General features: G+C 58.9%; 18 protein-coding genes and 1 tRNA gene. 3 read left to right on the top strand and 16 right to left on the bottom strand.

The genetic code is table 11. The features are described 5' to 3' along the window. Positions 1 to 311 precede the first annotated feature (311 nt). Positions 312 to 1,310 (top strand): sensor domain-containing diguanylate cyclase, encoded by a 999-nt coding sequence (locus C0058_RS00900; RefSeq protein WP_102367869.1) that lies wholly within the window; start codon positions 312 to 314, stop codon positions 1,308 to 1,310. A 120-nt stretch (positions 1,311 to 1,430) separates the two neighbouring features. Here the strand turns inward: C0058_RS00900 and C0058_RS00895 are convergent, their stop codons facing one another. The 3 genes from C0058_RS00895 to gabD form a co-directional block, all read right to left on the bottom strand. Then, positions 1,431 to 2,639 (bottom strand): HDOD domain-containing protein, encoded by a 1,209-nt coding sequence (locus C0058_RS00895; RefSeq protein WP_003218151.1) that lies wholly within the window; start codon positions 2,637 to 2,639, stop codon positions 1,431 to 1,433. 137 nt (positions 2,640 to 2,776) lie between these two features. Beyond that, on the bottom strand, positions 2,777 to 4,054 hold the full coding sequence (gene gabT / locus C0058_RS00890) for a 4-aminobutyrate--2-oxoglutarate transaminase (RefSeq protein WP_003218153.1): 1,278 nt from the start codon (positions 4,052 to 4,054) through the stop codon (positions 2,777 to 2,779). Between the two features lie 181 nt (positions 4,055 to 4,235). Next, positions 4,236 to 5,678: an NADP-dependent succinate-semialdehyde dehydrogenase gene (gene gabD / locus C0058_RS00885; protein WP_003218155.1), complete on the bottom strand. Its 1,443-nt coding sequence runs from the start codon at positions 5,676 to 5,678 to the stop codon at positions 4,236 to 4,238. A 395-nt stretch (positions 5,679 to 6,073) separates the two neighbouring features. Between gabD and C0058_RS00880 the strand changes: the two genes are divergently transcribed. Further along, positions 6,074 to 6,150: transfer RNA gene (locus C0058_RS00880), tRNA-Arg, on the top strand. A 57-nt stretch (positions 6,151 to 6,207) separates the two neighbouring features. On the opposite strand, the gene C0058_RS00875 is transcribed toward C0058_RS00880, so the two are convergent. The 6 genes from C0058_RS00875 to C0058_RS00850 all read right to left on the bottom strand — a co-directional run bounded on the left by C0058_RS00875 (position 6,208) and on the right by C0058_RS00850 (position 13,439). Beyond that, positions 6,208 to 6,807, bottom strand: coding sequence for a hypothetical protein (locus C0058_RS00875; RefSeq protein ID WP_102367868.1), 600 nt, complete (start codon positions 6,805 to 6,807; stop codon positions 6,208 to 6,210). Beyond that, positions 6,804 to 7,364, bottom strand: a complete 561-nt coding sequence (locus C0058_RS00870; protein WP_102367867.1) for an RNA polymerase sigma factor — start codon at positions 7,362 to 7,364, stop codon at positions 6,804 to 6,806. The genes C0058_RS00875 and C0058_RS00870 overlap by 4 nt, the downstream gene beginning before the upstream one ends. Positions 7,365 to 7,390: 26 nt before the next feature. Further along, positions 7,391 to 9,052, bottom strand: a complete 1,662-nt coding sequence (locus C0058_RS00865) for a VWA domain-containing protein (RefSeq protein ID WP_102367866.1) — start codon at positions 9,050 to 9,052, stop codon at positions 7,391 to 7,393. A gap of 74 nt (positions 9,053 to 9,126) precedes the next feature. Then, positions 9,127 to 9,720 carry a hypothetical protein gene (locus C0058_RS00860; RefSeq protein ID WP_008433680.1) on the bottom strand — a complete coding sequence of 198 codons (594 nt, stop codon included), beginning with the start codon at positions 9,718 to 9,720 and terminating at the stop codon, positions 9,127 to 9,129. Between the two features lie 88 nt (positions 9,721 to 9,808). Then, on the bottom strand, positions 9,809 to 12,397 hold the full coding sequence (locus C0058_RS00855; protein ID WP_102367865.1) for an autotransporter outer membrane beta-barrel domain-containing protein: 2,589 nt from the start codon (positions 12,395 to 12,397) through the stop codon (positions 9,809 to 9,811). Positions 12,398 to 12,746: 349 nt separating this feature from the next. Next, a complete protein-coding gene (locus C0058_RS00850; protein ID WP_102367864.1) occupies positions 12,747 to 13,439 on the bottom strand; it encodes a hypothetical protein in 693 nt (230 codons plus the stop codon). A 390-nt stretch (positions 13,440 to 13,829) separates the two neighbouring features. On the opposite strand from C0058_RS00850, the gene C0058_RS00845 reads away from it, so the two are divergent. Further along, positions 13,830 to 14,087 carry a hypothetical protein gene (locus C0058_RS00845; RefSeq protein ID WP_008433674.1) on the top strand — a complete coding sequence of 86 codons (258 nt, stop codon included), beginning with the start codon at positions 13,830 to 13,832 and terminating at the stop codon, positions 14,085 to 14,087. 50 nt (positions 14,088 to 14,137) lie between these two features. Here C0058_RS00845 and C0058_RS00840 read toward each other — a convergent pair whose 3' ends face one another. From C0058_RS00840 to C0058_RS00815, 7 genes are all read right to left on the bottom strand, one after another. Then, positions 14,138 to 14,527 (bottom strand): hypothetical protein, encoded by a 390-nt coding sequence (locus tag C0058_RS00840; RefSeq protein WP_008433672.1) that lies wholly within the window; start codon positions 14,525 to 14,527, stop codon positions 14,138 to 14,140. 144 nt (positions 14,528 to 14,671) lie between these two features. Continuing rightward, on the bottom strand, positions 14,672 to 15,160 hold the full coding sequence (locus C0058_RS00835; protein ID WP_008433671.1) for an Imm6 family immunity protein: 489 nt from the start codon (positions 15,158 to 15,160) through the stop codon (positions 14,672 to 14,674). Positions 15,161 to 15,518: 358 nt separating this feature from the next. After that, entirely contained in the window at positions 15,519 to 16,244 is a 726-nt protein-coding gene (locus C0058_RS00830; protein WP_008433670.1) for a hypothetical protein, read from the bottom strand. Between the two features lie 4 nt (positions 16,245 to 16,248). Next, positions 16,249 to 16,410 carry a hypothetical protein gene (locus C0058_RS32515; RefSeq protein ID WP_008433669.1) on the bottom strand — a complete coding sequence of 54 codons (162 nt, stop codon included), beginning with the start codon at positions 16,408 to 16,410 and terminating at the stop codon, positions 16,249 to 16,251. Positions 16,411 to 16,546: 136 nt separating this feature from the next. Beyond that, positions 16,547 to 16,783 carry a methyltransferase domain-containing protein gene (locus tag C0058_RS00825; protein WP_256579544.1) on the bottom strand — a complete coding sequence of 79 codons (237 nt, stop codon included), beginning with the start codon at positions 16,781 to 16,783 and terminating at the stop codon, positions 16,547 to 16,549. A gap of 135 nt (positions 16,784 to 16,918) precedes the next feature. Beyond that, the gene (locus C0058_RS00820) at positions 16,919 to 17,377 is read right to left on the bottom strand and encodes an SMI1/KNR4 family protein (RefSeq protein ID WP_008433668.1); all 459 of its coding nucleotides are present in this window, start codon (positions 17,375 to 17,377) and stop codon (positions 16,919 to 16,921) included. 6 nt (positions 17,378 to 17,383) lie between these two features. Further along, complete coding sequence (locus C0058_RS00815) at positions 17,384 to 25,768, bottom strand: DUF637 domain-containing protein (protein WP_102367863.1); 8,385 nt, start codon at positions 25,766 to 25,768, stop codon at positions 17,384 to 17,386. Positions 25,769 to 25,790 lie beyond the last annotated feature (22 nt).

Below are 25,790 nucleotides of genomic sequence, written 5' to 3'. Positions count from 1 at the left end.
GCGAGGGAGCTTGCTCCCGCTGGAGTGCGCAGCGCTCCCAAGATTTTGGGGCCGCTACGCAGCCCAGCGGGAGCAAGCTCCCTCGCCACAACAAGCTCCTTCCCCATAGCAGCTCCTTCCCCACAGCAAGCCCCTCCCCCCAACAAACTCGCTCCTACATGTTTCTGGCGCCATTTCTTGGTCGCCTCTAATCGGCGCTGATAACGGAACTTCGCAGCAAATTCCCCCTCTCAATCAACACTTCGCCATCCCGGCGGCCCTTGTTGTGACCGCTGCCCAACCCCGCGGCCTGCCCAGAGAGAGTTGTGCCGATGGTCCACGAAAAGACCTTCACCGACACCCCCGTCCTCGAACAGCCACGACCGGCAGCCGCCGCTACGTTGCTGGCCCTGATGCATGCCCAGGGCGAAGTGGAACGGCTGAGTGAACGCGAGCAACTGCTGAGTTCGCTGTTGGTCAGTGTGAATGCCGTGCTCTGGGCAATCGAGTGGGACACTCGCCGCGTGCTGTACGTCAGCCCGGCCTATGAGCGGGTTTTCGGACGTACGGCGGGCATGTTGCTGACCGACTATCGGGAATGGCGCAACAGCATCCACCCCGAAGACCTCGACTACGCCGAGCACAGCCTGGCCCAGGTGCTGCACAGCGGCGCCGTGGAAGACCGCGAGTACCGCATCATCACCGCCGACGGGCAGATCCGCTGGCTCAGCGACAAGTGTTACATCAACCAGCAGGCCGAGCCCGGCCAGCCGGTGATCGTGGTAGGCATAGCCGAAGACATCACCGAAAAGAAGCAGCTGGAGCTCGAGCTGCACCGTCTGGCCACCACCGATGTACTGACCCGCAGCAGCAACCGCCGGCATTTCTTCGAGTGCGCCCACCACGAGTTTGAACGCGCCTGCCTGCAAGGCACGCCCCTGGCGTTCCTGTTGCTGGACATCGATGACTTCAAGGTGGTGAACGACACCTACGGCCACCTGGAAGGCGATCAGGTGTTGCAGCGTATCGCCGAGAGCGGTCGGGGAGTTCTGCGCCGTGGCGACCTGTTCGGGCGTATTGGCGGCGAAGAGTTCGCCGCCATACTGCCCGGTTGTGCCCCGGAGATGGCAATGCAGGTGGCCGAACGCCTGGGGCACGAGATTGCGCAGCTTAGCTTCAGCCACGACGGTGAGAGCTTTGCGGTCACCGTCAGCCAGGGCCTGGCCAGCCTGACCGCCGAGGACGCCAACGTGGACAGCCTGTTTGCCCGCGCTGACGCGGCCATGTACGAGGCCAAGCGCCAGGGCAAAAACCGCGTGCTCCCCGGCTGATGCTACACGATGACCTGTGGGAGCCGGGCTTGCCCGCGATGCAGGCACCTCGGTATGTCGGTTGTACCGGGATGATGCTATCGCAGGCAAGCCAGCTCCCACACTGGCACGCATCGCCTGCTAGGTTTTGCGCATACGCGTCAATTCCGGCAAACCCACCTTGAGCAAGCGTGCCGTCTTGCCTTTCGCCAATGCCTCGACGCCTTCATGCTCGGTCAGCCGCGCCAGTTGCGCCGCCAGGTTCATCACCAGCGCTTCGCGGGAATACACCCCGCCCTCCAGCGAATAAATCGCCGCGATCAACTGGCGCAACTCCAGCGGCAGGCGCCAGCGTGTGCGCAGTGCCGAGCCATAGGCCGCACCGAAGGTGTAGAGGGACTCGCCAATCGCTTCATCATCCAGTTCGCCACCGCCCAGCAGCCAGTCTTGCAGGCACCGCAGCAAGGCCAGGTCGCCAAGGCGATGGAGGATCCCGGCGCTGTAGCAGCGCTCGTGATCCAGGTCGAGCATGCGCGCCAGGCTGCGGGCGTAGTCGGCGGTACGCTGGGACAGCTGCCAATGACGCTCGGCGTAATCCACAAGGCTCGGGTCGCTCAGTACCACGTTGTGCTTGAGGGCGAGCCCCAGGATCAGGTTCATGCTCTGCCCCGCCGCCAGCTTGTGCAGGGCCATGCCCAGGGTCTGTACCGGCGAACCGTGATGGCCGGCGCTGTTGGCGGCGGCGATCAACACGGCAGTAATCTGAGGGTCCATGCGCACCTGCTCTTCCAGGCGCTTGAGGTCCAGGCCCTCCGGCTCCAGGCTATGTTGCACCGCAGCCTGCACGTCGACCCGCAGCGGCGCGCCGTCTGAGGCTTCCCGGCGGCGCTCCAGAAACACCGGCAAGGTCATGCCCGGCGCCAGGGCCGGGACTTCGCAATACACCGTCTCACCTTCGTTCAGCAGCAAGTCCTGCAGGCGCTGGGTCAGGCTTTCCATGTTCAGGGGTTTGGTCAGGTACGCGGTCGGTGCCAGCGGCAAGGCTTCGCGCACACTGGCGCTGTCGTTGCGGGTACTCAGCAGGATAAACGGCAACAGCGGCGTACGCCGTTGCAGGCGCACACTGCGCAGCAGGCTCAGGCCATCGACGCCGGGCAGCTCCCAATCGGCAATGATCAGGTCATAGGGTTTGTCACGCAGCAACTCGGTGGCCCGCTGGCCATCGGCACACACATCCAGCCGTGCGTCACAGCGCACATTCAGCAACACCTGCTTGAGCAGATCTCGGGACCAAGGGTCGGCCTCGGCAATCAACACACGGGGTACAGCCGGTAAATCAACAGCAGTCATCCAGCACGCTCCATCGGCAATACCAGCACCTTAGACAAAGGAGCCGCCTGCGTACAATGAACAACGGCTGAATACCGTTCATCGGGCACAAAAAAACCCGCCTAAGCGGGTTTTTTGTCGATCAGGTCAACTTTTGATCACAACTCGGAGAAGCACTCTTCGATGATCGCCAGGCCTTTGTCCAACTGCTCGTCCGGCGAAGTCAGCGGAACCAGCACGCGCAACACGTTGCCGTAGGTGCCGCAGGACAGCAGGATCAAGCCCTTGTCACGCGCCTTGGCCACCACGGAAGCGACAGCAGCGGCGTTCGGCTTGTGGCTGTCGCCATCTTCGAACAGCTCGACCGCAATCATCGCGCCCAGGGCACGCACTTCACCGATCACCGGGTACTTGGCCTGGATAGCTTTCAGACCGGTCACCAGGCGCTCGCCCACAGCCTTGCAGCGGTCCAGCAGGTGCTCTTCTTCGAACACTTCCATCACGGCCAGGGCCGCGGCGCAAGCGATCGGGCTACCAGCGTAGGTGCCGCCCAGGCCGCCCGGAGCAATGGCGTCCATGTATTCAGCCTTGCCGCACACACCGGCCAGCGGGAAGCCGCCTGCGATGGATTTGGCGAAGGTGGTCAGGTCGGCGGCAACGCCCATCTGTTCCATGGCGAAGAAAGTACCGGTACGGCCGGCACCGGTTTGCACTTCGTCGGCGATCAGCAGGATGCCGTGCTTGTCGCACAGTTCGCGCAGGCGCTTCATGAAGGATTTAGGCGCGACGTAGAAACCGCCTTCGCCCTGCACCGGCTCGATGATGATGGCAGCGATATCACGCGGCTCGGCATCGTTCTTGAAGATGCGTTCGATGCTGGCGATGGAGTCGTCATCGCTCACACCGTGCAGTTCGTTCGGGAACAGCGCGCGGAACACGCCGCCTGGCATCAGGCCCATGCCGGCCGAGTACGGCACGACTTTGCCGGTGAGGCCCAGGGTCATCATGGTGCGACCGTGGTAGGCGCCGGTGAACGCGATCACGCCGGCACGGCCAGTGGCGGCACGGGCGATCTTCACGGCGTTCTCTACCGCTTCGGAACCGGTGGTGACCAGCAGGGTTTTCTTGGCGAAATCACCCGGGACCTTGGCGTTAACTTTTTCGCACAGCTCAACGTACGGTTCGTAAGCCAGTACCTGGAAGCAGGTGTGAGTCAGCTTGTTCAGCTGTTCGGTCACGGCGGCGATGATTTTCGGGTGCACGTGGCCGGTGTTCAGCACGGCGATACCACCGGCGAAGTCGATGAACTCGCGACCTTCAACGTCGGTCACGGTGGCGTTCTTCGCCGACTCGGCGAAGATCGGGTGAATCTGGCCAACACCGCGTGGTACAGCGGCTTCGCGGCGTTTCATCAGGGATGCGTTGGTCTTGCTCATAAAGTCCTCATTCGCCACTCATCGGGTGGCGTGGTCCAAGGAATACGTGGCGGGGAGGCAACTACGGCAGCATGCGATGATCGACTGCCACAGCTTTCCCGGCCACTACGAATAACGGGTGAAACACGCAAAGGGACAGCGCTCTCGTGCCCTTTGCGTTTGCAACAATGCCTTGCCGGGCTTAGATGCCCAGGCAGAGGTATTTGATTTCCAGGTAGTCCTCGATCCCGTACTTGGAGCCTTCACGGCCCAGGCCCGAAGCCTTGATGCCGCCGAACGGCGCCACTTCGTTGGAGATCAACCCGGTGTTGACGCCGACCATGCCGTATTCCAGGGCTTCAGCCACACGGAACACACGGCCCAGGTCGCGGGCATAGAAGTAGGAAGCCAGGCCGAATTCGGTGTCGTTGGACATCGCGATCACTTCAGCTTCGTCTTTGAAGCGGAACAGCGGCGCCAGTGGGCCGAAGGTTTCTTCCTTGGCCACGGCAGCATCTTTCGGCACGTTGACCAGGATGGTCGGCTCGAAGAAGTTGCCTTCCATCACCTTGCCGCCAGCCAACAGGGTCGCGCCTTTGCTCAGGGCATCAGCGATGTGCTCCTGAACCTTGGCCACGGCCTTCTCGTCGATCAGCGGGCCGGTGGTGGTGCCCTCTTCCAGACCATTGCCGATCTTCAGCTTGGCCACTGCCACTTTCAGTTTCTCGGCGAACGCGTCGTACACCGAATCCTGGATGTACAGACGGTTGGCGCAGACGCAGGTCTGGCCGTTGTTGCGGTACTTGGAAATGATCGCGCCTTCGACGGCCTTATCCAGGTCTGCGTCGTCGAACACGATGAACGGCGCGTTGCCGCCCAGTTCCAGGGAAACCTTCTTGATGTCCTTGGCGCATTCGGCCATCAGCTGGCGACCGATTTCGGTGGAGCCGGTGAAGGACAACTTACGCACGATCGGGTTGCTGGTCAGCTCGCTGCCGATATCGCCGGCGCTGCCGGAGACCACGCTGAACACACCTTTCGGAATCCCGGCACGCTGGGCCAGTTCAGCCAGGGCGAACGCGGAGAACGGGGTTTGCGACGCAGGCTTGAGCACCATGGTGCAACCGGCAGCCAGGGCCGGGCCGGCTTTACGGGTGATCATCGCGGCCGGGAAGTTCCACGGGGTGATGGCAGCGGTAACGCCGATTGGTTGCTTGATCACGATCAGGCGCTTGTCCGGCTGGTGGCCGGGAATCACATCACCGTAGACTCGCTTGGCTTCTTCGGCGAACCACTCGATGAACGAAGCGGCGTAAACGATTTCGCCCTTGGCTTCGGCCAGCGGCTTGCCTTGTTCCAGGGTCATCAGGCGAGCCAGGTCATCCTGGTTCTCGATGATCAGCTCGAACCAGCGGCGCAGCTTGTTGGCGCGGTCCTTGGCGGTGAGTGCACGCCAGGCCGGCAGGGCCTTGTCAGCTGCTTCAATGGCGCGACGGGTTTCGGCGGCGCCCATTTTTGGCACGGTACCGAGGATTTCGCCGGTAGCGGGGTTGTTGACCTTGATCGTTTGACCGTTGTCCGCATCGACCCAAGCGCCATCAATGAAGGCTTGCTGGCGGAACAACTGGGTGTCTTTGAGCTGCATGTCGGCTTTCCTTAACAGCACCGCGCACGCGCGGAGCGAATTAGAGTTGTTGAAAGGCGCCTTGAGGGCTGCCGTCAGGGAAATCATTCACTGGGCGCAAGCACGTAAATAGCGCACGAAAGGACAAATGTGCGGTTCAGCACCCAGGCAGGAGCGTTTGAAATCTCAAACGAATCCTAGGATCAATGGGGGTGCAGGGCAATAGTCTGTTCGAAAAAAAGAACGAAAACGGCGCATTTGCTCGATTTTTCTGATCAGCGTGTTTCGGGCGAGTTCCACCGTATTGCGCCGAGATGCCCGGCACAGGGCGTCAGCGGCGCGTATTCCTACCGGTGGCCGGGCGAAAAGCGGCATGGACGCCCAAGGTCGACATGGGTATGATGTCGCCCGCACAAGCATCCGTAGCTCAGCTGGATAGAGTACTGCCCTCCGAAGGCAGGGGTCGTGGGTTCGAATCCCGCCGGGTGCACCAGATACAGATGAAAAAGCCCCAGGTCGAAAGGCCTGGGGCTTTTTTGTGGGCGTCGATTCAGGGTTTCTGCAACGCCTCCAACCGCGCCGGCAAGTCTTCCTTGGGAAAGCGCTTATGCAACTCCAGCAGCTTCTCATCCGCCGCCTTCGCCTCTCCCGCCTGCCGCAACCGCAGGATTTCCTGCAGCCCTTGCTCCAATGGCGGCAGCACAACAGCCGAGCGCTTGCTCATCTTCGCCACCGGCTCATCCGCCAGCGAACCCGCGACTTCTGCCTGCACCTGCGGTGCGCTATCGGCCTGCGGAGCCACGGAGAATCGAGCCATCGGCGCGGCTGCCGGGGCTGGACGAGCCAGTTCCTGCGGGGCGGCCGCGTAAGTGCCTGTGGATAACTCCGGCTGCGGCACCGGCGAGCGCGTGACCAAACCAATCATCAGGGCCACACCCGCGACGGTGGCAAACGCCATCTGCCAGCGCGGCCGTTGGCAGGCCTGTAACCAACGCTGCCACAGGCCGGGTTGCCGCACCGGTGCTTCACGGTGGGCGGTGGCCAGGATGAAGGCGTCCAGGGAAGCCGGCGGCTCGCCGCTGGTGTGTTGACGGAAATGCTCGATCAGCAGCTCGTCGTTCGAGTCCTGGGTATGTCGGGGGTCAGTCATGCGGGTACCTCCTCGGCCAGCAGTCGGCGCAGTTTCTGCTGGGCGTAACGCAAGCGGCTTTTGACCGTTTCCAGTGGGGCGCCGGTGAGCGCGGCGATTTGTGGCACTTCCAGCTCGCCATGCAGGCGCAGCAGGAACACTTCGCGCTGGTCTTCGGACAAGTCTTGCAGTGCGCTGTCCAGGCGCGCCTGGTCGCGGCTCAGGCTCAGCAGTTGCTCAGGCCCGGCGCTGTCGTCGGGCTGGCCGTGAAGCTGCTCATCGTAGCTGTCGTGCAGCGGGTTGTGGATGCCGTGCTTGCGCCAGTGGTCGATCAGGCGGTTGCGGGCAATCTGGAACAGCCAGGTGCGAAAGCTCGCCCGGCCCTGTGGCTCGCTGGTGCTGCGGATCAGGCTGAGCCAGGTGTCCTGGAACACTTCCTCGGCCAGTTCGGCCTTGTTGCTCAAGGACACCAGAAAACGGTACAGGCCCTGTCGATGCCGCGCATACAGGGCCTCGAACGCTGCACCGTCGCCGCTGCGGTAGCGGGACAGCAGGGCTTCGTCGCTGGGTGAATCCATCAGGTGGCGCACTCCTTTGAGGTGGATCAGTGTTTGGCCGGGGCCTGGAGGCTCTGGGCCAATTCGACCAGTTGCACAAACTCGCCGCGCAAACCAAAAGGGTCGTCGCCCCGAGCGGAGCGGGCCAGTGCGGCCGTGTCCTTGAAACTCATGCTGCCAGTGTAGCGGCCATCACCCTTGAGTTGCTGGGCGAAGGCGGCCACGGCAGCAGAGAAGCGCAGGTCGTCGCTGGGTTTGCCGCTGTGCTGGTTGCTGATCGGGTGTTCGATCAGTCGGCTATCGCCGCCTTCCGCTGGTTTGTAGCGTACCCGCAACATCGCCAACTCATCAGTTTTACCGTCAGCCTTGGTTGCCGATGCGTAGCGCAGTGGCTCCAGCCAGCCCTGTTCACCCTTCGGGACAATTTCATACAACGCGGTCACCGTGTGCCCGGCACCGATTTCTCCGGCGTCGACCTTGTCGTTGTTGAAATCCTCACGCTTCAGGGCGCGGTTTTCATAGCCGAGCAATCGGTATTCGCTGACCTGCGCCGGATTGAATTCCACTTGCAGCTTCACATCCCGGGCCACCACAGCGAGGGTCGAGCTGAGCTGGTCCACCAGCACTTTGCGGGCTTCGCGCAGGTTGTCGATATAGGCGTAGTTGCCATCACCGGCATCGGCCAGTTGTTCCATCAGGTGTTCGTTGTAGTTATCCACACCGAAGCCGAGGGTGGTCAGGGACACGCCGCTTTTGCGCTGGTCGACCGCCAATTGCTTGAGGCTGTCGAAGTCGCTCACGCCTACGTTGAAGTCACCGTCGGTGGCCAGCAGGATGCGGTTGATGCCTTTGTCGATAAACCCTTCGCGGGCCATTTGGTAGGCCATTTCGATCCCCGACGCGCCTGCGGTGGAGCCACCGGCGGTGAGTTGGTCGATGGCGTTGCGGATTTTGGTTTTGTCCCGGCCCGAGGTGGGCTTGAGCACCACCCGCGATTCGCCGGCGTAGACCACCAGCGAGACGCGGTCCTGGTCGCGCAGTTGGTCCACCAGCAATTTCAGGGTGCTCTTGACCAGAGGCAGGCCTTCGCGGCGATTCATCGAGCCGGATACGTCCACCAGGAACACCAGGTTGGCCGGTGCCAGGTCTGCCACCGCGCGGTCCGAGGCCTTGATGCCGATGCGCAACAGTCGGGTGTGGGGGTTCCAGGGTGACGGTGCTACTTCAGTGGTCACGCCAAAGGGCGAGCCGTCGGTGGGCAAGGCGTAGTCATAAGGGAAGTAATTGACCATCTCCTCAAGTCGCACAGCACCTTCGGGCGGCAGGCTGCCTTGATTAAGGAAACGTCGTACGTTGGCATAGCTGCCGGTGTCGACATCGACGCTGAAGGTGGAGACCGGTGTTTCGGCAACGCTGCGAATCGGGTTGTCCGGGAGGTTCTGATAGTGCTCCCGAGGCTCGGTCTGGTATTGCATGGCGATCGAGTCGTTCATGACCAATCGCGACGCCATCGGTGCAGGCGCAACCATCCGCTTGACCATGGCCCCCTGGACGCTGGCGGGCTCACTTTGCACCTCCACGACAGGCGCCGACTCAGCGGGCTTGGCCACGTCACGGGATGAAGAGAGCCCACACCCGGCAAGCGCCACCAGCAGGGTCACGGTGAAGCCTTGGGCGGCAGGACGCAACAGCAGAAGAGGACGGGACATGGGCTGAACCTCGTGAATGAATGATCCGTTCACAAGGTCAGACGCAAGGGGCTGGCGATTCGGGTTAAAGCAACTTAGAGCGACGGAATATTTCCTGTCGCCGCCACAGTCGCCACCGGGACACGCTCATTAGGCGCAGTTACGTCATACACATGCTGCTCACAGCCCTTCCCGATAATCACGAATTCCACCAGGTAAACCTTTTGCTTCTCAGGCTTGAAGGTCGAACTCATGGGGCCGCACTCATACACATAGGTTTTGACGAGGCCGACATAGTTGGCGTTGTAGACCCGTGACTCGCCGATCACTTCAAAGGGCTGCCCCGGGTCAGCCTGCACTTCCAACTGCGGGAAGCGTTTGGCGACGGCGCTGTTGCCCACTTCGTTCATCTTGGCGATCCAGCCGAATACCTTGCCACGGCCGGAATCCACCACCGTCCCGAGGATTTCCGGTCGCTGGTCTGCATCGGAACTACGGCGTACGGAGAACTGCACCGGATAGGTAAAACCGGTTGCCTTCATGATGACCTTGGCGTGTTCGGCGTCCACCTCGACCTTTTTCTGCTGCAACTGGACGCCGTCCGTCAGCAGGCTTGGCGAGGAGTTCCTGGCAGTGGAGTGGCAGCCGGCCAAGACCAGGGCGAGGATTAAGAGTGAGGTCTTTTTCATGGGTTACTTCCTTGAGCACATTTAAAAGTCTGGCTCGGGCTACGTGGGAGAACCGCAGCCCGATGCCGTTTTCTATCGGCCGTAATACTTAAAACGCGTACCGCGCCTTGAGCATGACCCCATCGGCATCAAAACCACTGCGGGCCTGGCGGGTGTAGCTGGCACCCACGGTAAAGTCCGACACCTGGTAGTTCACGCCGACACTGGCTTCATAGCTGTCACGCGCCACCGAAGCGCCGGTGACGGTGAACGCAGAACCGCCGAGCACATAGCTGGAGGTTTGTGCGACGCGATCACCCATCAGGTCGTGATACGCCATCAAGGTTGCTTCCGGCTGCAAGCTACCGGCACCCATGGGCAAGTTGCCCGCCAAGCGCACACCAGCGCCCAGCTCGCCCACTTCATAGCGTTGCGACTGGGTGCTCAGCGCGGCCGAGGAGCCCTTCTCGTTGAAACCGTCCATGCGCACGTTGGCGTAACGCGCTGCCACGCGCGGCTCGATCACCACGGCCTGCGACGGCTTGAAGCTGTAGCCGCCGATCACACTGGCAGACAGCACATTGCTGTCGTAACTGCCCTTGGCTGTGGTGCCGGCGATATGGCGTTTGCTGTCGTTGTCGTTATGGCCATAGCTGAGGCTGCCGTCGACAAACCAGTTTTGCAGCGACCAGTTGCCGTACAGCGACAGCGCATGGCCCTCCACATCGGTCTTGTTGCCGAGGTCGGAATGGATGTTGGAGTTAAGGTAGCTGTACGCCACGCCCAACGTGGTGGTGTCGTTCAAGCGCCCGTCCACACCCACGGCCATGCCGCTGCTGTTGGCCGAGTAGCCGTTGTTGCCGCCACGCCCGTCCTGGTCCATGTTGCTGCTCAGGCCCTGCACCCACACGCCGCCGGTTTGATGGCTTTCGCGCTGGTCGGTGAGGCGGTTGAAGATCGCGCCGTTGACCACGGTCTGGCCCGACAACGCCACGTCCAGGGCGCCGCGATTGACGTCCGGCTTGAGTTGTTCGCTGACCTGAGCAAGCTGCTGTGCTGTGCCGGCGTCAGCCAGGGTTTGGAACACTGGGTCGTTCTGATTGAGTCCGCTCAGTACGTCGTTTTTAAAGGTGTTCACCGCCGTCGTTGACGCAGCGCCGGCGCCCACCGCGGCGAGCTCCTGCTGCACTTGCTGGTTGTCTTTAACCGCCACTACGGCCTTGACCGTTTGCGCGTCGGCCGAGTAGCTCAGCACGTTCAGCAGAGAGGACGAGCTGGCCACAGACAGGCCATTGTCTTGCACGCTGGTGGCTTGCAACAGGGTGTACTGAGTGCCGTTGTTGGTGCTGGCGAAGTCGCCCGGCTTGGCGCTCACGGTCAGCTTCGAAGCCTGGGCGAAATTCGCTGCACCGTTGACAGTCAGGTACGGCGTGGTCGGCACTACGCTGTCGGCCAGGTGCATATCAATACCTGCGCCGCTAGCAACGTTGAGGTTGCCAGTGATCGCAGTACCGGGCGCCGACAGGTTCAGCGAGCCCGAGTTGACCGATACCGGCGCGATGATGCGGCTGCCGGTGAAATCGGCCTGGCCGGCGATATTCACGGCGTTGACGTTGAGCACGTCGCCGATGATCTTGCCGCCCGTCCAGTTCAAGGTGGCCAGGTTTGCCGCGTCGATGGCGATGCCGGCGTTACTGCGGATTTCGCCGGCTTGCTGGTTGATCTCGAACGCCGAGGTCTGGTCCGTGGCATCTACATGAATGGCTGTACCATCGGCGCTGATCGTGCCGCGGTTAACGATGCCGCGCGCGCCGGTCGCGCTGTTCTGGGCAAAGGTTGCCCCGGCAAACTCGAAGGCATTGGCGTTGGTGCCCGTGGCCTCGACGGTGCCGGTGTTGAGGATGTAGTCGACCGTACCGTTTAGAAACATCACCGTCTTGGCGTCATTGCCGTTGGCAGAAAGCAGGCCGCTGTTTTCGATGCGCAGAGGGTTGGTGTCGGTTTCCACCTCGATGCCCCAGGCGCCCTCGCCCGTCGCCTTGAGCGTGCCGGCGTTGAGGATTTTGCCGCCGACGGTGGTACCCAGATTGTTCTGGCGGTCGAGGATCAGGCCGATGGCGTAATCACCTTTCATGTCGATCACACCGGTGTTCGAGACGTCGCCGGCGATGGTGGTGCCATGCAGGTAAATGCCTTCGCCGCCATCCACGTAGGAAGGTGAAGCCGGCGGCGTCAGGGGCAGCGTGGAACGGATGGTGCCAGAGTTGATGACACTTCCACCGATGGTCGTCGCGCCGATCTCAAGGCCCTCGTAACCCCCATTTTTCATAAGAATGTTGCCCGCCTGGACCACGTCCCCGGTGACAGTTCCCGGGCTCAGGTTCTGCGGGCCCGACCAGAACAGCGGATCCAGGGCAATCGCACGGATGGCGGCGCCCTGGGAATCCAGAGTGATGTCGGCACGGTTGATCAACGAACCCTGGATAGTGGTGTTGGCCACACCCAGTCCGGCAGGGTTGGTGGTGGTCGGCACCACTACTTCGGAGAACGTCCCGTTGATAATCAATGACTCATTAAAGGTCTCGCCGACCCAAATGTTCTTGCCCTGCCCCAAGTCGAATTCCACCGCCAGCGCTTGCGTACTGATTGCGCCGACCATGAGTGCCAACAGGCTTTTCTGGAACTGCTTACGCTTCATTTCAAACTCCATGAACTACATTAAAAGCCGCCAATAGGCCCGGCGGCAGTAGGTGTGCTAAGCGAGGGATCAATTGATCCGAATGCATTCCCCCAGGGTGCCTTCCTGAAACGCAGGCGCGCGCCTGTGCACCACAGCGGGCGGTGACAGAAAAGAGGCTTGGGGGGCGAGGTTCACATTAATCCTTAATGTCATTTGAAAACGCTGCAGTCCATGCAGCCCGACCGGTTGCGGGTGGGCGGGGTAAAGACAATGGGATATACAAAATGTTCAAGGTGCTCGGCGGGTTCTATCAAACTGCTCGCGTCAGGATCAGCCACCGCAAGCCACGCGGCGACCTCTCGCTGGTCTACTTGAGCTCCTTCACCAAATAACTCCCGGAGATCTGCGTGATACCCGTCAACGCGCGGCGCAACGCCTCAGGATCAGTGCGATATGTGAGCGGCGTGTAGCCGTAGACATTCTGGCCATTGAACGGCGTGATCGACTCCACCGTGCGCCAGAGCATCTCGTCGCCACGGTCCATGCGCGCCACCACGGTGAGCGTCGGGTAGACCACGCTGCTGAAACCCTGGGTCAGGCGAAAGCCCCACTCGCCTACCGTCAGTTGAATCTGCGCATCGGCCGGCTCGTCGTCACCCACCACTTTGAGCGATGACGTCTTACCCAAGGCATCAATGAAGGCCTGCTTGAGCAACACACCCAAGTCGATATTTTCGGCGTCCATCACCGTGAGGATCGCCGCCGGCGTCGACATCTCGGCCAGTTGCCCCGCCTTCATGCCGGCGGCAAACCCCGCGCCGCTCAAGGCCGCCGTGCCCAACTTGGACGCGCCGCTGGCCATGCCGACGCCCGCGCCAAGCCCGGCGCCCAGGGCCGCACCCCAGGCTTGTTCACGGCCCATGTAGACCATGTTCTTTTCCCACTTTACGGGCAGCACTTTGACCGTCTTGACCTGCGCACGATGCTCGGGCGTGAGGGGCTGGCTGACGCAGCCGCCGAGGATGAGGGTGGAGAGGAGAATCAGGAGAAGGTTTTTCACATCAGTCCTTTAATGTTGGTGGTGGGTGGATGCGTTTAATCATCGCCAGGGTGTCGGCAATGGGGGTGAAGACATGAGGCATTGGGAGTGGGCCAGTACTTTGCTGCCTTGCGTGGGTTTGGGTGCGGGCTTATAGTCCGGGCCGTCGCCCACATGGCGATTCAGGTTTGGCGACCTGACAACAGAGCGCAAAAGCATCCCGCTTCTATGCAGGTGTTTTTGCACCCGCAAAGCTGTGCATGATATGGCGGCTGTGCGCGGGAGACCTTCGGGTCTGCCGGTTTTCTCTGTTGCCGGTTCGCCAACCTGCGTACGGCCGCCACCCATTCGTTTGGCGACGAATGAGTGGTGGCTTAATCCACCAACAGAGTACTGACAATGAATCGATACATGCCCCTCACGGGCCACGACTGCACCGTCCCCGCCCTGCTTATCGACACCCATGCGCCCCTCGATGTCCTCCACGACGCCGCCGTGTACCGGATTCGCGCCGTCACCCAACTGCTGGAAAACCTGGCCTTCCGCGACCAACTCAGCAGCGATGCTGTGGTGCTTCAAGACTTCGCCCAATTGCTGGCGATTCCGCTGCGCGATGGGTGTGATTTGCTGGATGTCATCAGTCGCAGACTCAATACCGATCCATCCTGAGTAAAAGCCGGGCGGCCTGGGTGCCGCCCCTTTAACTCGGTTAAACAACCTCACTTACCATGAAGCAAAACTTTTAAAGCATCTTTAGAAACGCACACTATGCGTGCCCACTCTTCTTTTTCCAAATACTCTTTATCAGAAAGATCAGGACCATACTTATCAAAAAGCGCGTCAATAGCTTGAACCACGTCCTCGATGGCTCTAGCTTCCTGATCATTTTTCAAAACTAGCCCTATCCAAGTGTATGCATTTTCAGCGAGCCCTGTATCGTCATATAAAAAATGTATTGTGTAATCAAGTTCATCATAAGCTAAATTCGGCGATGAACGTTCTACCCAGGCACGGAACTGGTAATCTGAGTCCGACAAACCTGCCAGATAGGAAACCAGCTCCTCTCTCATACTCGGAAATTTTAACTCGGAGAGTTCCAAGTTTTCCATTTTTTATACTCACTCTGTGCAAAGGGGACGGATTTATTTAATTGACCTAGCTGGAGTTTTTAAATCTAATATTTAAACAAATCCGTCACTTTTACGTCCTAAATAAATCCTTGCCCTTTACGTTAAAGAGCAACTCTGCCAGCATTAAAACGTGGATTGCCCCCTATTTTCCAAAACGTGTGCAGATAGATAAACACTCAACTTATCAGACAAGCCTATCCGTTCAATATAAGCAACAATATATACAGCAGAGCTCTCGTCCGCCTCACATACCGGCTCAGACATTTGCTCTTGTAGCCCTACAATCTTATAGGCCTTATTGGCAAAAAAACCGATCACCAACAATATTAAAATTAAACTATTTTGTTCTACGCTTTCAGATGCAAAATTTCCTTCTGCCAGCGGTCCGCTCTGCATATCATCGGAGTCTAGATAATATGCTAATTCATCAGCACTGAGCCCTCGATCAGACAACCATCGCCAACACTTATCAACTGCCTCCTGACATTTTTTTTGCGTATCACTCGCCGAGTCAAGGTTACGTAGAGCATAATCAAGCAACAGAAGGAAAATTGAGGCTTTCTTTACCCACATCATACTGTCAATGACTTTAAGCGCTTCTTCATTGTCCATTAACTATTCTCCCATCTTTAACTAGGACTGTTAGACGATTTGGCATTGCTGCCCCTCCCTCAGCGGTAACTCTTAGCAGAAGAGTAGGATAGCGCTGACTGAATTGTTTAACCACCCCATTCAGGTCACTATTACCCGTCAAACCTGCACTACACTTATTACAGATACCACTTGCATTTGGTTAAAGGGGACGGATTTATTTAATTAACTCATAAGAAATTTTTAATATTTAAATAAATCCGCCCCCTTTACGCTGTTATATCATCGACCGAGAAATAGGGGGTCAGACCACTATTAATACTTTAATTAGAAAACCGTGGCCTGAACCCTATTTCCCGCGCCCGATTCTCGCTCTAATTCACGCGTTAAACAAAACTTCTCTCAGCAAGTCCTGCCTCTCTGCCTGAGCCCCTACGGCTGCAGTGAAGCACTGATTATAGGCAGCAATCTTCAAAACGCCGCCCAAATCTTCTACTGCAAAGCAGTCGATATCCATTAACTTCTTTTCGTCGACACCCACTAACTGAAGCAAGGATTTGCTTACCCACATGAAAGCGCCAACCGCCTCAATGTAGCCGTTTCTTAAAACCCAACGCCCAGGATTTTTTGATATATCTACGACCTCTTGGGTCAGCGGAAAAGGCAGCCCATTACTTTTCTTGGGCAGATGAGCGTGTTCGACGCGCTCAACTTCAAAGAGCGTAAGACTCTCGGCATTTTGCCATCGATCATACTCGGCGTCGTAAATTCGAGCCTGAACAAAGCCGGGCTCATCGATTAAAGCTTCAATCAAGGTCTGTGCAACTTCAATCGAATTCGCCAGGTGTTTCATATCAAGCCGATAAAACGCTTTATCTGCCACATACGAAAACTCGACAGAACCGTTTGCCAGCTCAATAAAAAAACTCTGACACTTGTTTTTCTCCAAGTAATTCGAAACGTCCGCCAACCCTATTTTCTTGCCGGTAAAGCCATCAATGACGGTATCCTCATTAAAGTTTTTGAGCTGTTGTATTAGCCGCCCCCATACAACTGAAGCGCCATCATGTAGCCTCTCGCTAAAGACAATTTCAATTTCAGCCATATGATTAGCCACCGAACTCTTTAATAATCACAGTAATATTACGTTGCTTTCCATACTCTATAAGCTTGCTCGCGTCAGCCATTCCGCCCGGTTGAACTCGGATGTCCAAAATTTTCGTTGCCGGTACGCCATCCACGGTAATTTTTGAACTTTGCAAGGTGTCCATATGGGTTCTCATGTCATAAGACCACCCTTTACCTCGGGTATCAATCGTTTTCAAACTCACCACATTGGGTCAAAGGGGACGGATTTATTTAATCAACTCATCTGGATTTTTAAATATTTAAATAAATCCGTCCCCTTTACGCACTTGGTATTTTTCCGTAAGGGTTCGCAGCATTTGCGTTGACAAATATCTTTCCACCAGGCTCAACCACGCGAGTAGCTTCCGGAAGAAAATCCATCATTGAGTTAGTACCACCTGCACTCTTGGGAATGAATGGGTTACTAGCAACAATCTCTCCCACCGAACTATCCTTGAAAGGAAGTTTCGTTGCGTCCGCTCGAATACCAGACTGAATATCTGCTCGGACATCCACGTTTATAGCACCAGGAGTTTGAGCATTCTTCCCACCAAATAACTCAACAGTGGGTTTCCCACCAGAACTAGCTAATTCTCCTGTCGCTTTTGCACCGAGCCTTTCTCAACCATTTTTTAAACGCAGAATCGTTATTCAACTGAAAGACATTATTCTTTTTTCTAAGAAATCGATAAAGTTTTTCGCATACAAACTAGAAGTTTGATCAGAAAGTTCAAGCCTATAAACAGGATACTCTCCATCATTAAGACCATCGTCCGTGGCAAAATAAAATGATTCCCCTGCACCCGGCGGTTCGCAGATAAATAGCCTCTCCTTCCCACACAACCCATTTCGACCGTTAACGATTGACATATAAACGATATCCCCCCCCCTTACACTATCAAAATCCATTTCGTAGATACTATAAATCTCCTCCCCAGATATTTCCCCGCCAGAATAACACTTCAGCCACCATTTATAGCTATCAGGCAACTTCAACCCAAGACGAGCTTCAGCTTTATAAATCCACTCATCAGCAATCCCGTCACCATAATCAGCAAACTCAACGTAATCCGACTCTTTAATAAGATTAATTATTCTCGAATAATCCACGCCTAATTACTCCCCGCTCCGAGCCCGCAACTTCCAATAATCCGACTGATAAGAGTTAAACTCTTTAGCCTGCTTTGTCAATGTTTTTGCATTCAAATCCGTAGGAACTGAAACATAGTCAGTCGTAGGGTTTCTGTATTCTGCAGAGTCTTTGTAACGAGTATACCTAAAGCTTTGAGCGGCATTGGATGGGACATGAAGAACACTGCTATTCTGGCTATGGAAAACAGAACCAACCTCTGCAAGTGAACCACGAGTACCAGCGAATCCATTAACTTCAGTTTGCGAGAGATGATGTAACTCAACTGATTTCCCATCATACCCAATTGGTGCTCGACCCGAGGCCATCCTCTCAAGGTTTGAGCCTTCAACAGTTTTACCTCGTACTCTCCAGGTCGATAGGGCCTCTGGGTCAAAGAGGTCGTTACGTTGATAAACAGTCCTATCTAGAACTGTTGTTTTATTCCAAAAAACATCAACTTTAGGCGTCGTACTTGCAACATTACTACCCGCCGTCGTGCCCGTACCAGCAGAACCTAGCCCTTTTGCACCACTGGCAAGCTCTCCAGCTAACTTACCATTAAAGTATTTACTCGCGCCGCCAAACAGAGCCGCCTGAGCTGCGGATTTCGCCGTGCTCCATGCCAGGTCAGACGTTACGCTCGACTCTCCTGGAAAGGTTTCCGGAAAGAAAGAAGCTAGCACTCGGTCGGGCTCATTGGATTTAAAATCCGCCGTAATCCGGCTAGCAGAATCCCATGCCCCCACCATCGAGGTGGTGCCAAGCGCTCCTAAGCCGATGGGTAAGGCACAGGTAACAACGCCAACACATGCGGGTGACGACATCACCATCCCGGTATATGCAGTAGCCCCTCCGACTAGGCCAAGGGCAGTGTCTTTGCTTGCTCCAACGACCTGCACCGCCTTGCCGTGAGCATTGAGCGTATCGTCGCTCCAATCCTGCCAACTACGGCCACCAAACTGGCCGGTCGCCTCAAGTAACGCGATCTCCTCACTAAAAGTGGCGCCGCGATCCTGAAGTGCCTTGAAGTCCTTATAGGTTTCATCGTTGGTCGGGATCGACTCTGCGCAACTAACCAAAGCGCAGGCCGCCGCATTCAAACGATCAGCCTTTTCCGGATGGAACCGTCGCTGTTCATCCAACGCATCGGCTTGAGACTTGTGAAGCTGGTGGTTGTACTGCGTGGCATTTTTCGCCACCCAGCCACCCTTCTCCAATTTGCTAGCATCTGCATCTTTTTGTGTGGCCGCAGCTAAAACACCGACCAGTTGAGAACTCATGGACAACAATGTCTTGTCGCCCTTCACGATGTCGTTAAGCTGTACGACCAGTGCCTCATTGGCGCCGGCTGCCAATGCGCCTGTACGGAAATCTCCACCCGTTGCTTCGGCCAAGAGGCCACCGACCATCGCATGAATCGCGATCTTGGGAATTGAACCGTTTTCGATGTTCCACTTTTTCGTGTAGTCGCCGACGGCATTGAAGCTGGCCGCTGCCAGGGTATTGAATAGCGCAGTTTTCAGCGCCTCACTCCCACTGCCGCCCTGCCCCAATGCTTTACTCAACAGCGTTGAAGTACCGCCTTGCAATGTCTGGTTCGCGGCAAACTGCCCTACACCAGTCCATGTGTTGAGCTGTGGCCCCGTTATTTGCTTAGTCGCCTGATCAGTATGAGTTCCGGTCCAGCCATCAAAATAAGCTGCGGTCAATCCAGCGGTCACACCGGAAATCGTATACCCCTTCAAAGCATCCGAAGAGGTGACATCCTTGAACACCGCCCCTAAGTTGCCACGATTATTAACGACACTAACCGTCGCATTGGTCGCAGCGCCTGCCGCTACGGCTCCCGCACCTGCCGCGACAGCGACGCCTGCTCCAGCACCTGCAGCCGCAGTCATTGCCAACGGCCCGACAAATGCGGCCATCAGAATTGCTATTACAATCTGCGAGCCCGCACCTAAACCGGAGTTACTGTATTTGAAGCTATCGTGGATCTCTTTGACTTGGCGCCAGTCCACGTCACCGCGCTTTTCAGCATCCTTGAGCCAAGCCAGATTCGGATCGGCTTTGACCATGGTATCGATGGTCTGACTAACGGTTTGCTGATCGATCTGCCTGACATCAATCTTCAATCCGTCGACAGCTTTGATAACGACCTGCCCTTGAGCGATCATTTCACTCTGGCGCAGCGTTTCGTCAGTGTTGCCTTTACCTTTGGCGCTGAACCAAGCGAGGTCACCCTTGCTCTTGGTATGGCTCTCGTCATGAAGGTCTTTGACGCCTTCAAAGACGATGGCCCCGCCACTGTTAAGAATGATGTCATTACCACTATCAAGCTTCGCGACCTGGTAACGCTGGTCACCTTCGCTGATCAACGTGAGGTTGCCGCCAGTCTTGATCTCGGTCCCAACGTTCGTGGTGCGGGTTACTTCGTCTCGCTGCTCTTTCTTCGCGCCCCAGCCACCGTTCTCCTTCATGTCATACAACGTATGAGTACTGTTCTGCGCCGCCAGCAAATTCAACTTATCCCCGCTATACAGATAAGCCTCATTCCCCGCACTGATCTTGCTCGCCACCAGCGTGGTGTCGCGCCCGGCCTGGCTCGTAAAGTCCCTGCCCGCCGTCAGCACACTGGCTAACTGCGTGGTCTGCTCATCCGCGGTCTTAATGCGTTTCTTGCCGTCTTTTTCCTTGCCTTCGACGTTGTGCACATCGCTGACAGACGCCACGTTGAAATCGCGCCCGGCCTGAATGTTCAGGTCCTTACCCGCGGTGGCGTTGCTGCCGATGATGTTGACGTCTTGCCCCGCCACCATGCTCAGGTTGCCACCGGCCGTGACCGTGGCCGCTTGGTTTTTCACGTCGGTGGTGATGCTGGATTTGTGCCCGCCGTCGCTGAAGGCGTGGATCTCGCTGGTGTCGCTGACGGCGATCAGGTTGAGGTCGCGCCCGGCTTTCAGGTCGGCATCGCCGCCGGCGGTGAGTGCACCGTGGTTGGTGAGGTCGCGGCCAGCGTCGATGGCCAGGTTTTCGCGGGCGGTGATGGTGCCGGCGCTGCTGTCGGTGAGGGTGCGCATGCCGGCACCCTGGCGCACCTGGATGGCGGTGTTGTCGTTGGTGATGTCGCCCTTCAGGGTGGTGAGGCTGACCTGGGTGCCGCGTATCTCGCCAGCCATGGAATTGCGGATGCTGTCCTGGGCCAGCAGGCTGAGGTTGTTGCCGGCCTCGATCAGGCCGCCGGTGTAGAGGCTGCCGCTGCTGGCCACTGAGAGGTTGTTGCTGGCGCGCAGGGTGCCGACGTTGATCAGGTCGCCGCCGGTCATCAGGTTGAGGTCGCGGCCCTGGATCAGGCTGTTGCCGCGCACGTTGCGGGAGTCGGCCTGGGCCAGGTAGAGCACCGGCACGAGCACGGTCTGGCCGTCGACCACGCGGTTTTCCATCCACACGATGTCGTGGGTCAGGGCGCCGACTTGCTGGTCAGTGAGGGATACGCCGACGCTCAGGCGCAAGGCGTCCTTGCTGGCCAGGGCGTTGTCCATCAGGTAGCGGAACTGGTCGTAGTCGCTGGTCAGGCCACCGGCGAGGAAGCGTTGCCCGGTTTGCGCCAGCACCGCATCGCGGATCAGCCGTGACTCGTATTGCCCGTCACCCAGGCGACGCCAGGCGTTGTCGGGGCTGTAGCCGAGCTTGCCGAGCATGTAGTCGGAGCTGAAGAAGCCCGCCACAGTGGTGAGGTTCGGGTTGGTCTCGATCAGGTAGTGACTGGTGGGGTCGGCGTTTTTGATGAACAGGCCGTAGTCGCCCTTGGGCAACTGGAAGCCGGGCGCGGTGGTGGGGTCGACCGGGGTGAAGGACTCGCCGGTGTAGTCCACGGGTACGTAGCGGCCGTCGGGCGCGATGCTGGTCACCGGCAATACGCTGCTCGGCGCCTGGGCGGTGGCGTCGTTGACGTGCTTGCTCAGGTTGATGTTGATGCCGCCGACGGGGATGCCGGTCTGGTCGTCACCGAGGGTGCCGGTCAGTTGCTCCAGGGTGTTGGTGTGCAACGTGCCATTTTGCAGGGTGCGCGCAACGTTGAGGTTGACCGCGCCACCGGCCTGTATCGTCGCGGTGTAGCCTGGGCCGCCGTTGTCGGTCCAGGTGGTGACGTTGCTTTGCTCGGAGAAACGCCAGTCGCTCGACCGGGCCTTGAGCACCTCAAAGCGTGCTTCATCGAAATTACCCGCTGCCACTGCTGCGTTGAAGGCGGGTACGTCGATGTATTCCATCCGGTCCCACTCATCGGTGTCGATGCGCTGCGGGGTGCCGATGACGATGGTGTTCTGCCCGGTGCGAGTCGCGGCGCCCTGGTTGAGCAGGTCGTTGGCGGTGATGCTCAGGTTGCCATTCGCCGCCAGCAGGCTATAGCGGTTCTGGACGTTGTCGCCCTGGATCAGCAGGTCTTTGCCCGCCACCAGGCGCGCAGAGGCCGAGTCCTTGATCGCGGATTCAAGGTAGGTCTGGTTGATGGTGATTTGACCGCGCTTGAACGAGTCGTGCCCGCCGCAGTGCTGGCCGCACTGCCAATTGAGGCTGCCGGTGGTGATGGTCTGGCCCAACTCGAATTCAGCCTTGGCGTTTTCCACATTCCGCGCACTGATGCCGATATTGCCTTCGCTTTCAACCGTACCGGAAAGGTTGCTGAAGCCCGCCGCCATGCCGCCATCGAGCGCCGCGAAACTCAGGTTGCCCTTGCTGTAGACGTCGCCGTACAGGTTGCTGAAGCTGTTCCCGCGCAGGGTCAGATCGCCGCCGCTGAACAGCAGCGTGTCCGCGCTATTGCTGATGCCATTGCTGGCGCTGAGGTTGACGTTGCCTTGTGAACCGAGGGTGCCGCGGTTGTTGATGTGTGCGGCGGCAATGTCGAGTTGCTGGCGTGCGGTGAGGTAGCCGAGGTTATCCAGCGTACCGCCCAGGGTGATGCGGGTGGTGGTGCCGCCGGCCAAACGCCCGCCGTTCTGGCTGAGGTTGTTGGCGACCACGCTCAGTTTTTGCTGGGCCGAAAGGCGGCCACTGTTGGTCATGTCGCCGGTCAGGTTGACACTCAGGTCACCGTCGCTGAGCAACTCGCCCGCGTTATCCAGGCTGGCGATATCCAGGGTCAGACCCTTGGCGCTGGCCAGGCGGTCGCCGGCCTTGAGGCTCAGGCCCTGGGTGCTGGTGTAGTGCAAGGCTTCATTGAGTTGCACACGGCCGAGGCCATCGACCCGGCCGAACGACCAGTCGGCGGTGCCCAGGCCATTGATGCTGCCCTGGCTGCCGCTGAGGCTGCTGGTATTGAGGCTGAACACGCCGGTGCCAGCATGCTGCAGTTGCCCGGCCTGGTTATTCAGATGCCCGGCGCTGAGGCTGAAGGCCTGGCTGCCGAATTCAAGAATGCCGTTCTGGTTATTCAGTTGGTCGGTGACCGTCAGCGTGCTGCTGGCGCCTTCCATCGCCCGCAGTTGGCCGCCCGCGCTGTTGTCGAGGTTGCCGCCATTGAAGGTCAGGCCCTGGTTGGACTCAATCAGGCCGCCTTGGTTGGTCAGTTGGGTACGCGAGGTCAGGCTGAGCTGATTGCCGCTGATCTGGCCGTTGGCGCTGTTGTCCAGGGTGGCGCCGGAGACGGTGACGTGCTCCTTGCCGAACAGTTTGCCGCCCCGGTTGGTCAAGGCCTCGACCGTCAGTTGCAGGTCGCTCTTCAAGGCGGTCAACGCGCCGGCCTTGGTACCGTCTTGGCTGTTGTCGACGCTGTCGGCTGTCACCGTCAAGCTGTCGCCTTGCACGGTGCCGCCCTGGTTGTTCAAGGTGCCCAGCGTCAGGTCGACCGCCGCACCACCGCTGAGGATCATGCCCTGGCGATTGCTCAGGTCCTGGCCGCGGTAGCTCACGCCCTGATTGCCGGCCAGGAGTTGGCCCTGGTCGTTGTCGAGGGTTTGCGCCGCGATATCCAGGCGCTTGCCCCGCAAGGTGCCGCCCTGGTTGTCGAGGGTGGTCAAGGCCTTGACCAGCACACTGCGTTCGGCGGCGTCGATCACGCCGTTGGTGTTGGTCAGCAGGTTGCTGATGTTGAGGGTGATGTCGCCGTCATTGCTGACCAGCGCGCCCTTGCTGCTGTTGTCGAGGTCTTGCGCGGTGACAGTGAGGGCCTTGCCGAGCAGGATCCCGGCGCTGTTGCCCAGGCGCTTGCCGGTCAGCAGCAGGTCACCCTCACTTTGAATACGGCCCTGGGTGTTGAGCAATTGGTCGTTCAGCACCACGCTCACACCCGGCACACCACCGGCCAGCAACCCGGCACTGCGGTTGTCGAGGCTGCCGGCGCGGACGTCCAGTTGGTCACCGACGATACGCCCGGCGCGGTTGTCGATCTGCCCGCTTCGCGCATCCAGCAGCAACTGCTTGCCGATGATGGCGCCGCCCTGGTTATCCAGGCTCGCGGCGTGCAGTTCGATGTCGCCCTGGGCGGCCTGCAAGTGACCTTTGGCGTTGTTCAACTGTTGGGCGACGGTCAAGGTCAACTTGCCGGCATCCGCGCTGAGTACACCTGCGTCGTTGTTGCTGAGGCTGCCGAGGGTAGCGGTGAGTTGACCACCCACCAGCTTGCCGTCCTGGTTGGCGACGTCACCGGCGCGCAGGTTCAAGTCAGTGCCAGCCTGGGCATGACCCTGGCTGTTGTTGAAGGTGTTGGTGACGGTGAGGTTGAGCGCGCCTTTCTCGGCACTGATCAAGCCCTTGGCACTGTTGTCGAGGCGGGCGGCGTTGACCGTCACGGCGTCGGCAACCAGGAAACCGTTCTGGTTGTTGATTGTGTCCGCTGTTACACCGAGGTTGCCCGCGACAATCTGCCCGCCGGTGTTATTCAGCGTGCCGCTGTTGAGCGTCAAGCTGCCGCCCGCGACCTGGATATGGCCCTGGCGGTTATCCAGCGAATCGGTTTGCAGCGTTGCCGCCTGATCGGCACCGAAGCGAATCAGCCCGCCGAGGTTGACGATGGCCGGCGCGTTGATCGCCAGCGCTTGCTCGCCATACACCCGCGCGGTGGCGCCCTGGTTGGTCAGTCTGGCACTGTTCAGCGTGACGGTTTTACCCTGGATCACTGCGCCCTGGTTGTTCAGTTCCCGGGTGGCCGTGGCGCTCAGCGAGCGGCTGGCCAGGACGTTGCCGCTGGTGTTCAGGGTTTGCGTATTCACCACCACATCGCCGGTAGCATTGCGGCTGTTATCGGCCTGCACGCCTGCTTCGATGATGCCCGGGTTGGTGACGGTGGTGGCGTTGAGTTCGATGCGTTGGCCAGCGGCCAGGCTCTTCTGGTTGACCAGTTCTTCAGCACTGCTCACCTGCACATTGCCGGCGGCGTAGACCTTGTCGGTCAGGTTCACGTTCTGCGCGGTGACCTTGAGGTTACCGGTGGTCGCCGTCTGCGCCATGCTCAGGCGCCCGTTGGCATCCAGCTGGATATCGCCGCCACTGGCGGCCAGCGTACCGTCGAGTTTCACCCCTACGCCGGCCTCGGTGCCCACCAGTTTGATCGCACCGGCGTACATGCCGCCCAATGCCGAGGAATCGATGGCCAGCTCGGGCTTTGCGCTGCCGTCATCGGCGCGCGCGGTGGCTTTCAGGCTTTTGGCATCGACGTCGTTACGCCCGGCAATGACGGTCAATTCTCGTGCGTTGATCTGCGCATTGATCTTGGCCGAGCGGGTGATGATTTCGAAGCGGTCGACGTTGCTGGCATTCAAGCCTTCGCCGTCAATGGTCACGGCGCCGCCGTCAACCTGGTAGCGCTGCAACTGGCCGCTGGCGTCGAGCACCGGTTTGCCGGTGGTGAGGGTCACGTTGGGGGTGTTGATAAAGCCGCAACCGCTGCACGTGACGCCGTACGGGTTGGCGACGATGACCTTGGCCGACTGGCCCGCCACTTCGGTGTAGCCGCGCAACTGGCTGGGGCTGCCGCCGTTGACTTCGTTGAGGATGACGCTGGCCGCGCCGCCCTTGAGGTTGGGGTTGCCGACGATGTAGCCACCCAGCTGGGTGTTCGTCATGGGGCCGTTGGCGTTGTTGAGGATCACGCCGTTGGGGCCGACGTTGTAGTCCTTGAATTGGTTATGGGACAAGCCACTGCCATTGGGGGTGGCGATGTTCACCACCGGTACGCCATTGCCGGCCTGGCCGACGGTGGTGCCCGGCGCGCTGACCACAATGCCTTCGGCCTGGGCCAGCAGCGGCTGCCAGAACAGCGCGTTGGCCAGGATCAGCACCAAACCGCGCTTGGGCAGGCCGAAGAACGAGTCTCGCGGTTTCAGCGCAGCAGAAGGTTGGCGGGCCAGGAAGGCAAAGTGGCGAACATCCATTGTCATATTCTCGATGTAACGG

This window comes from Pseudomonas sp. NC02 (assembly GCF_002874965.1).
Taxonomy (GTDB): Bacteria; Pseudomonadota; Gammaproteobacteria; order Pseudomonadales; family Pseudomonadaceae; genus Aquipseudomonas.
Note: the sequence above shows the minus strand (reverse complement) of the source record. Positions and strands in the feature narration are given on the sequence as shown.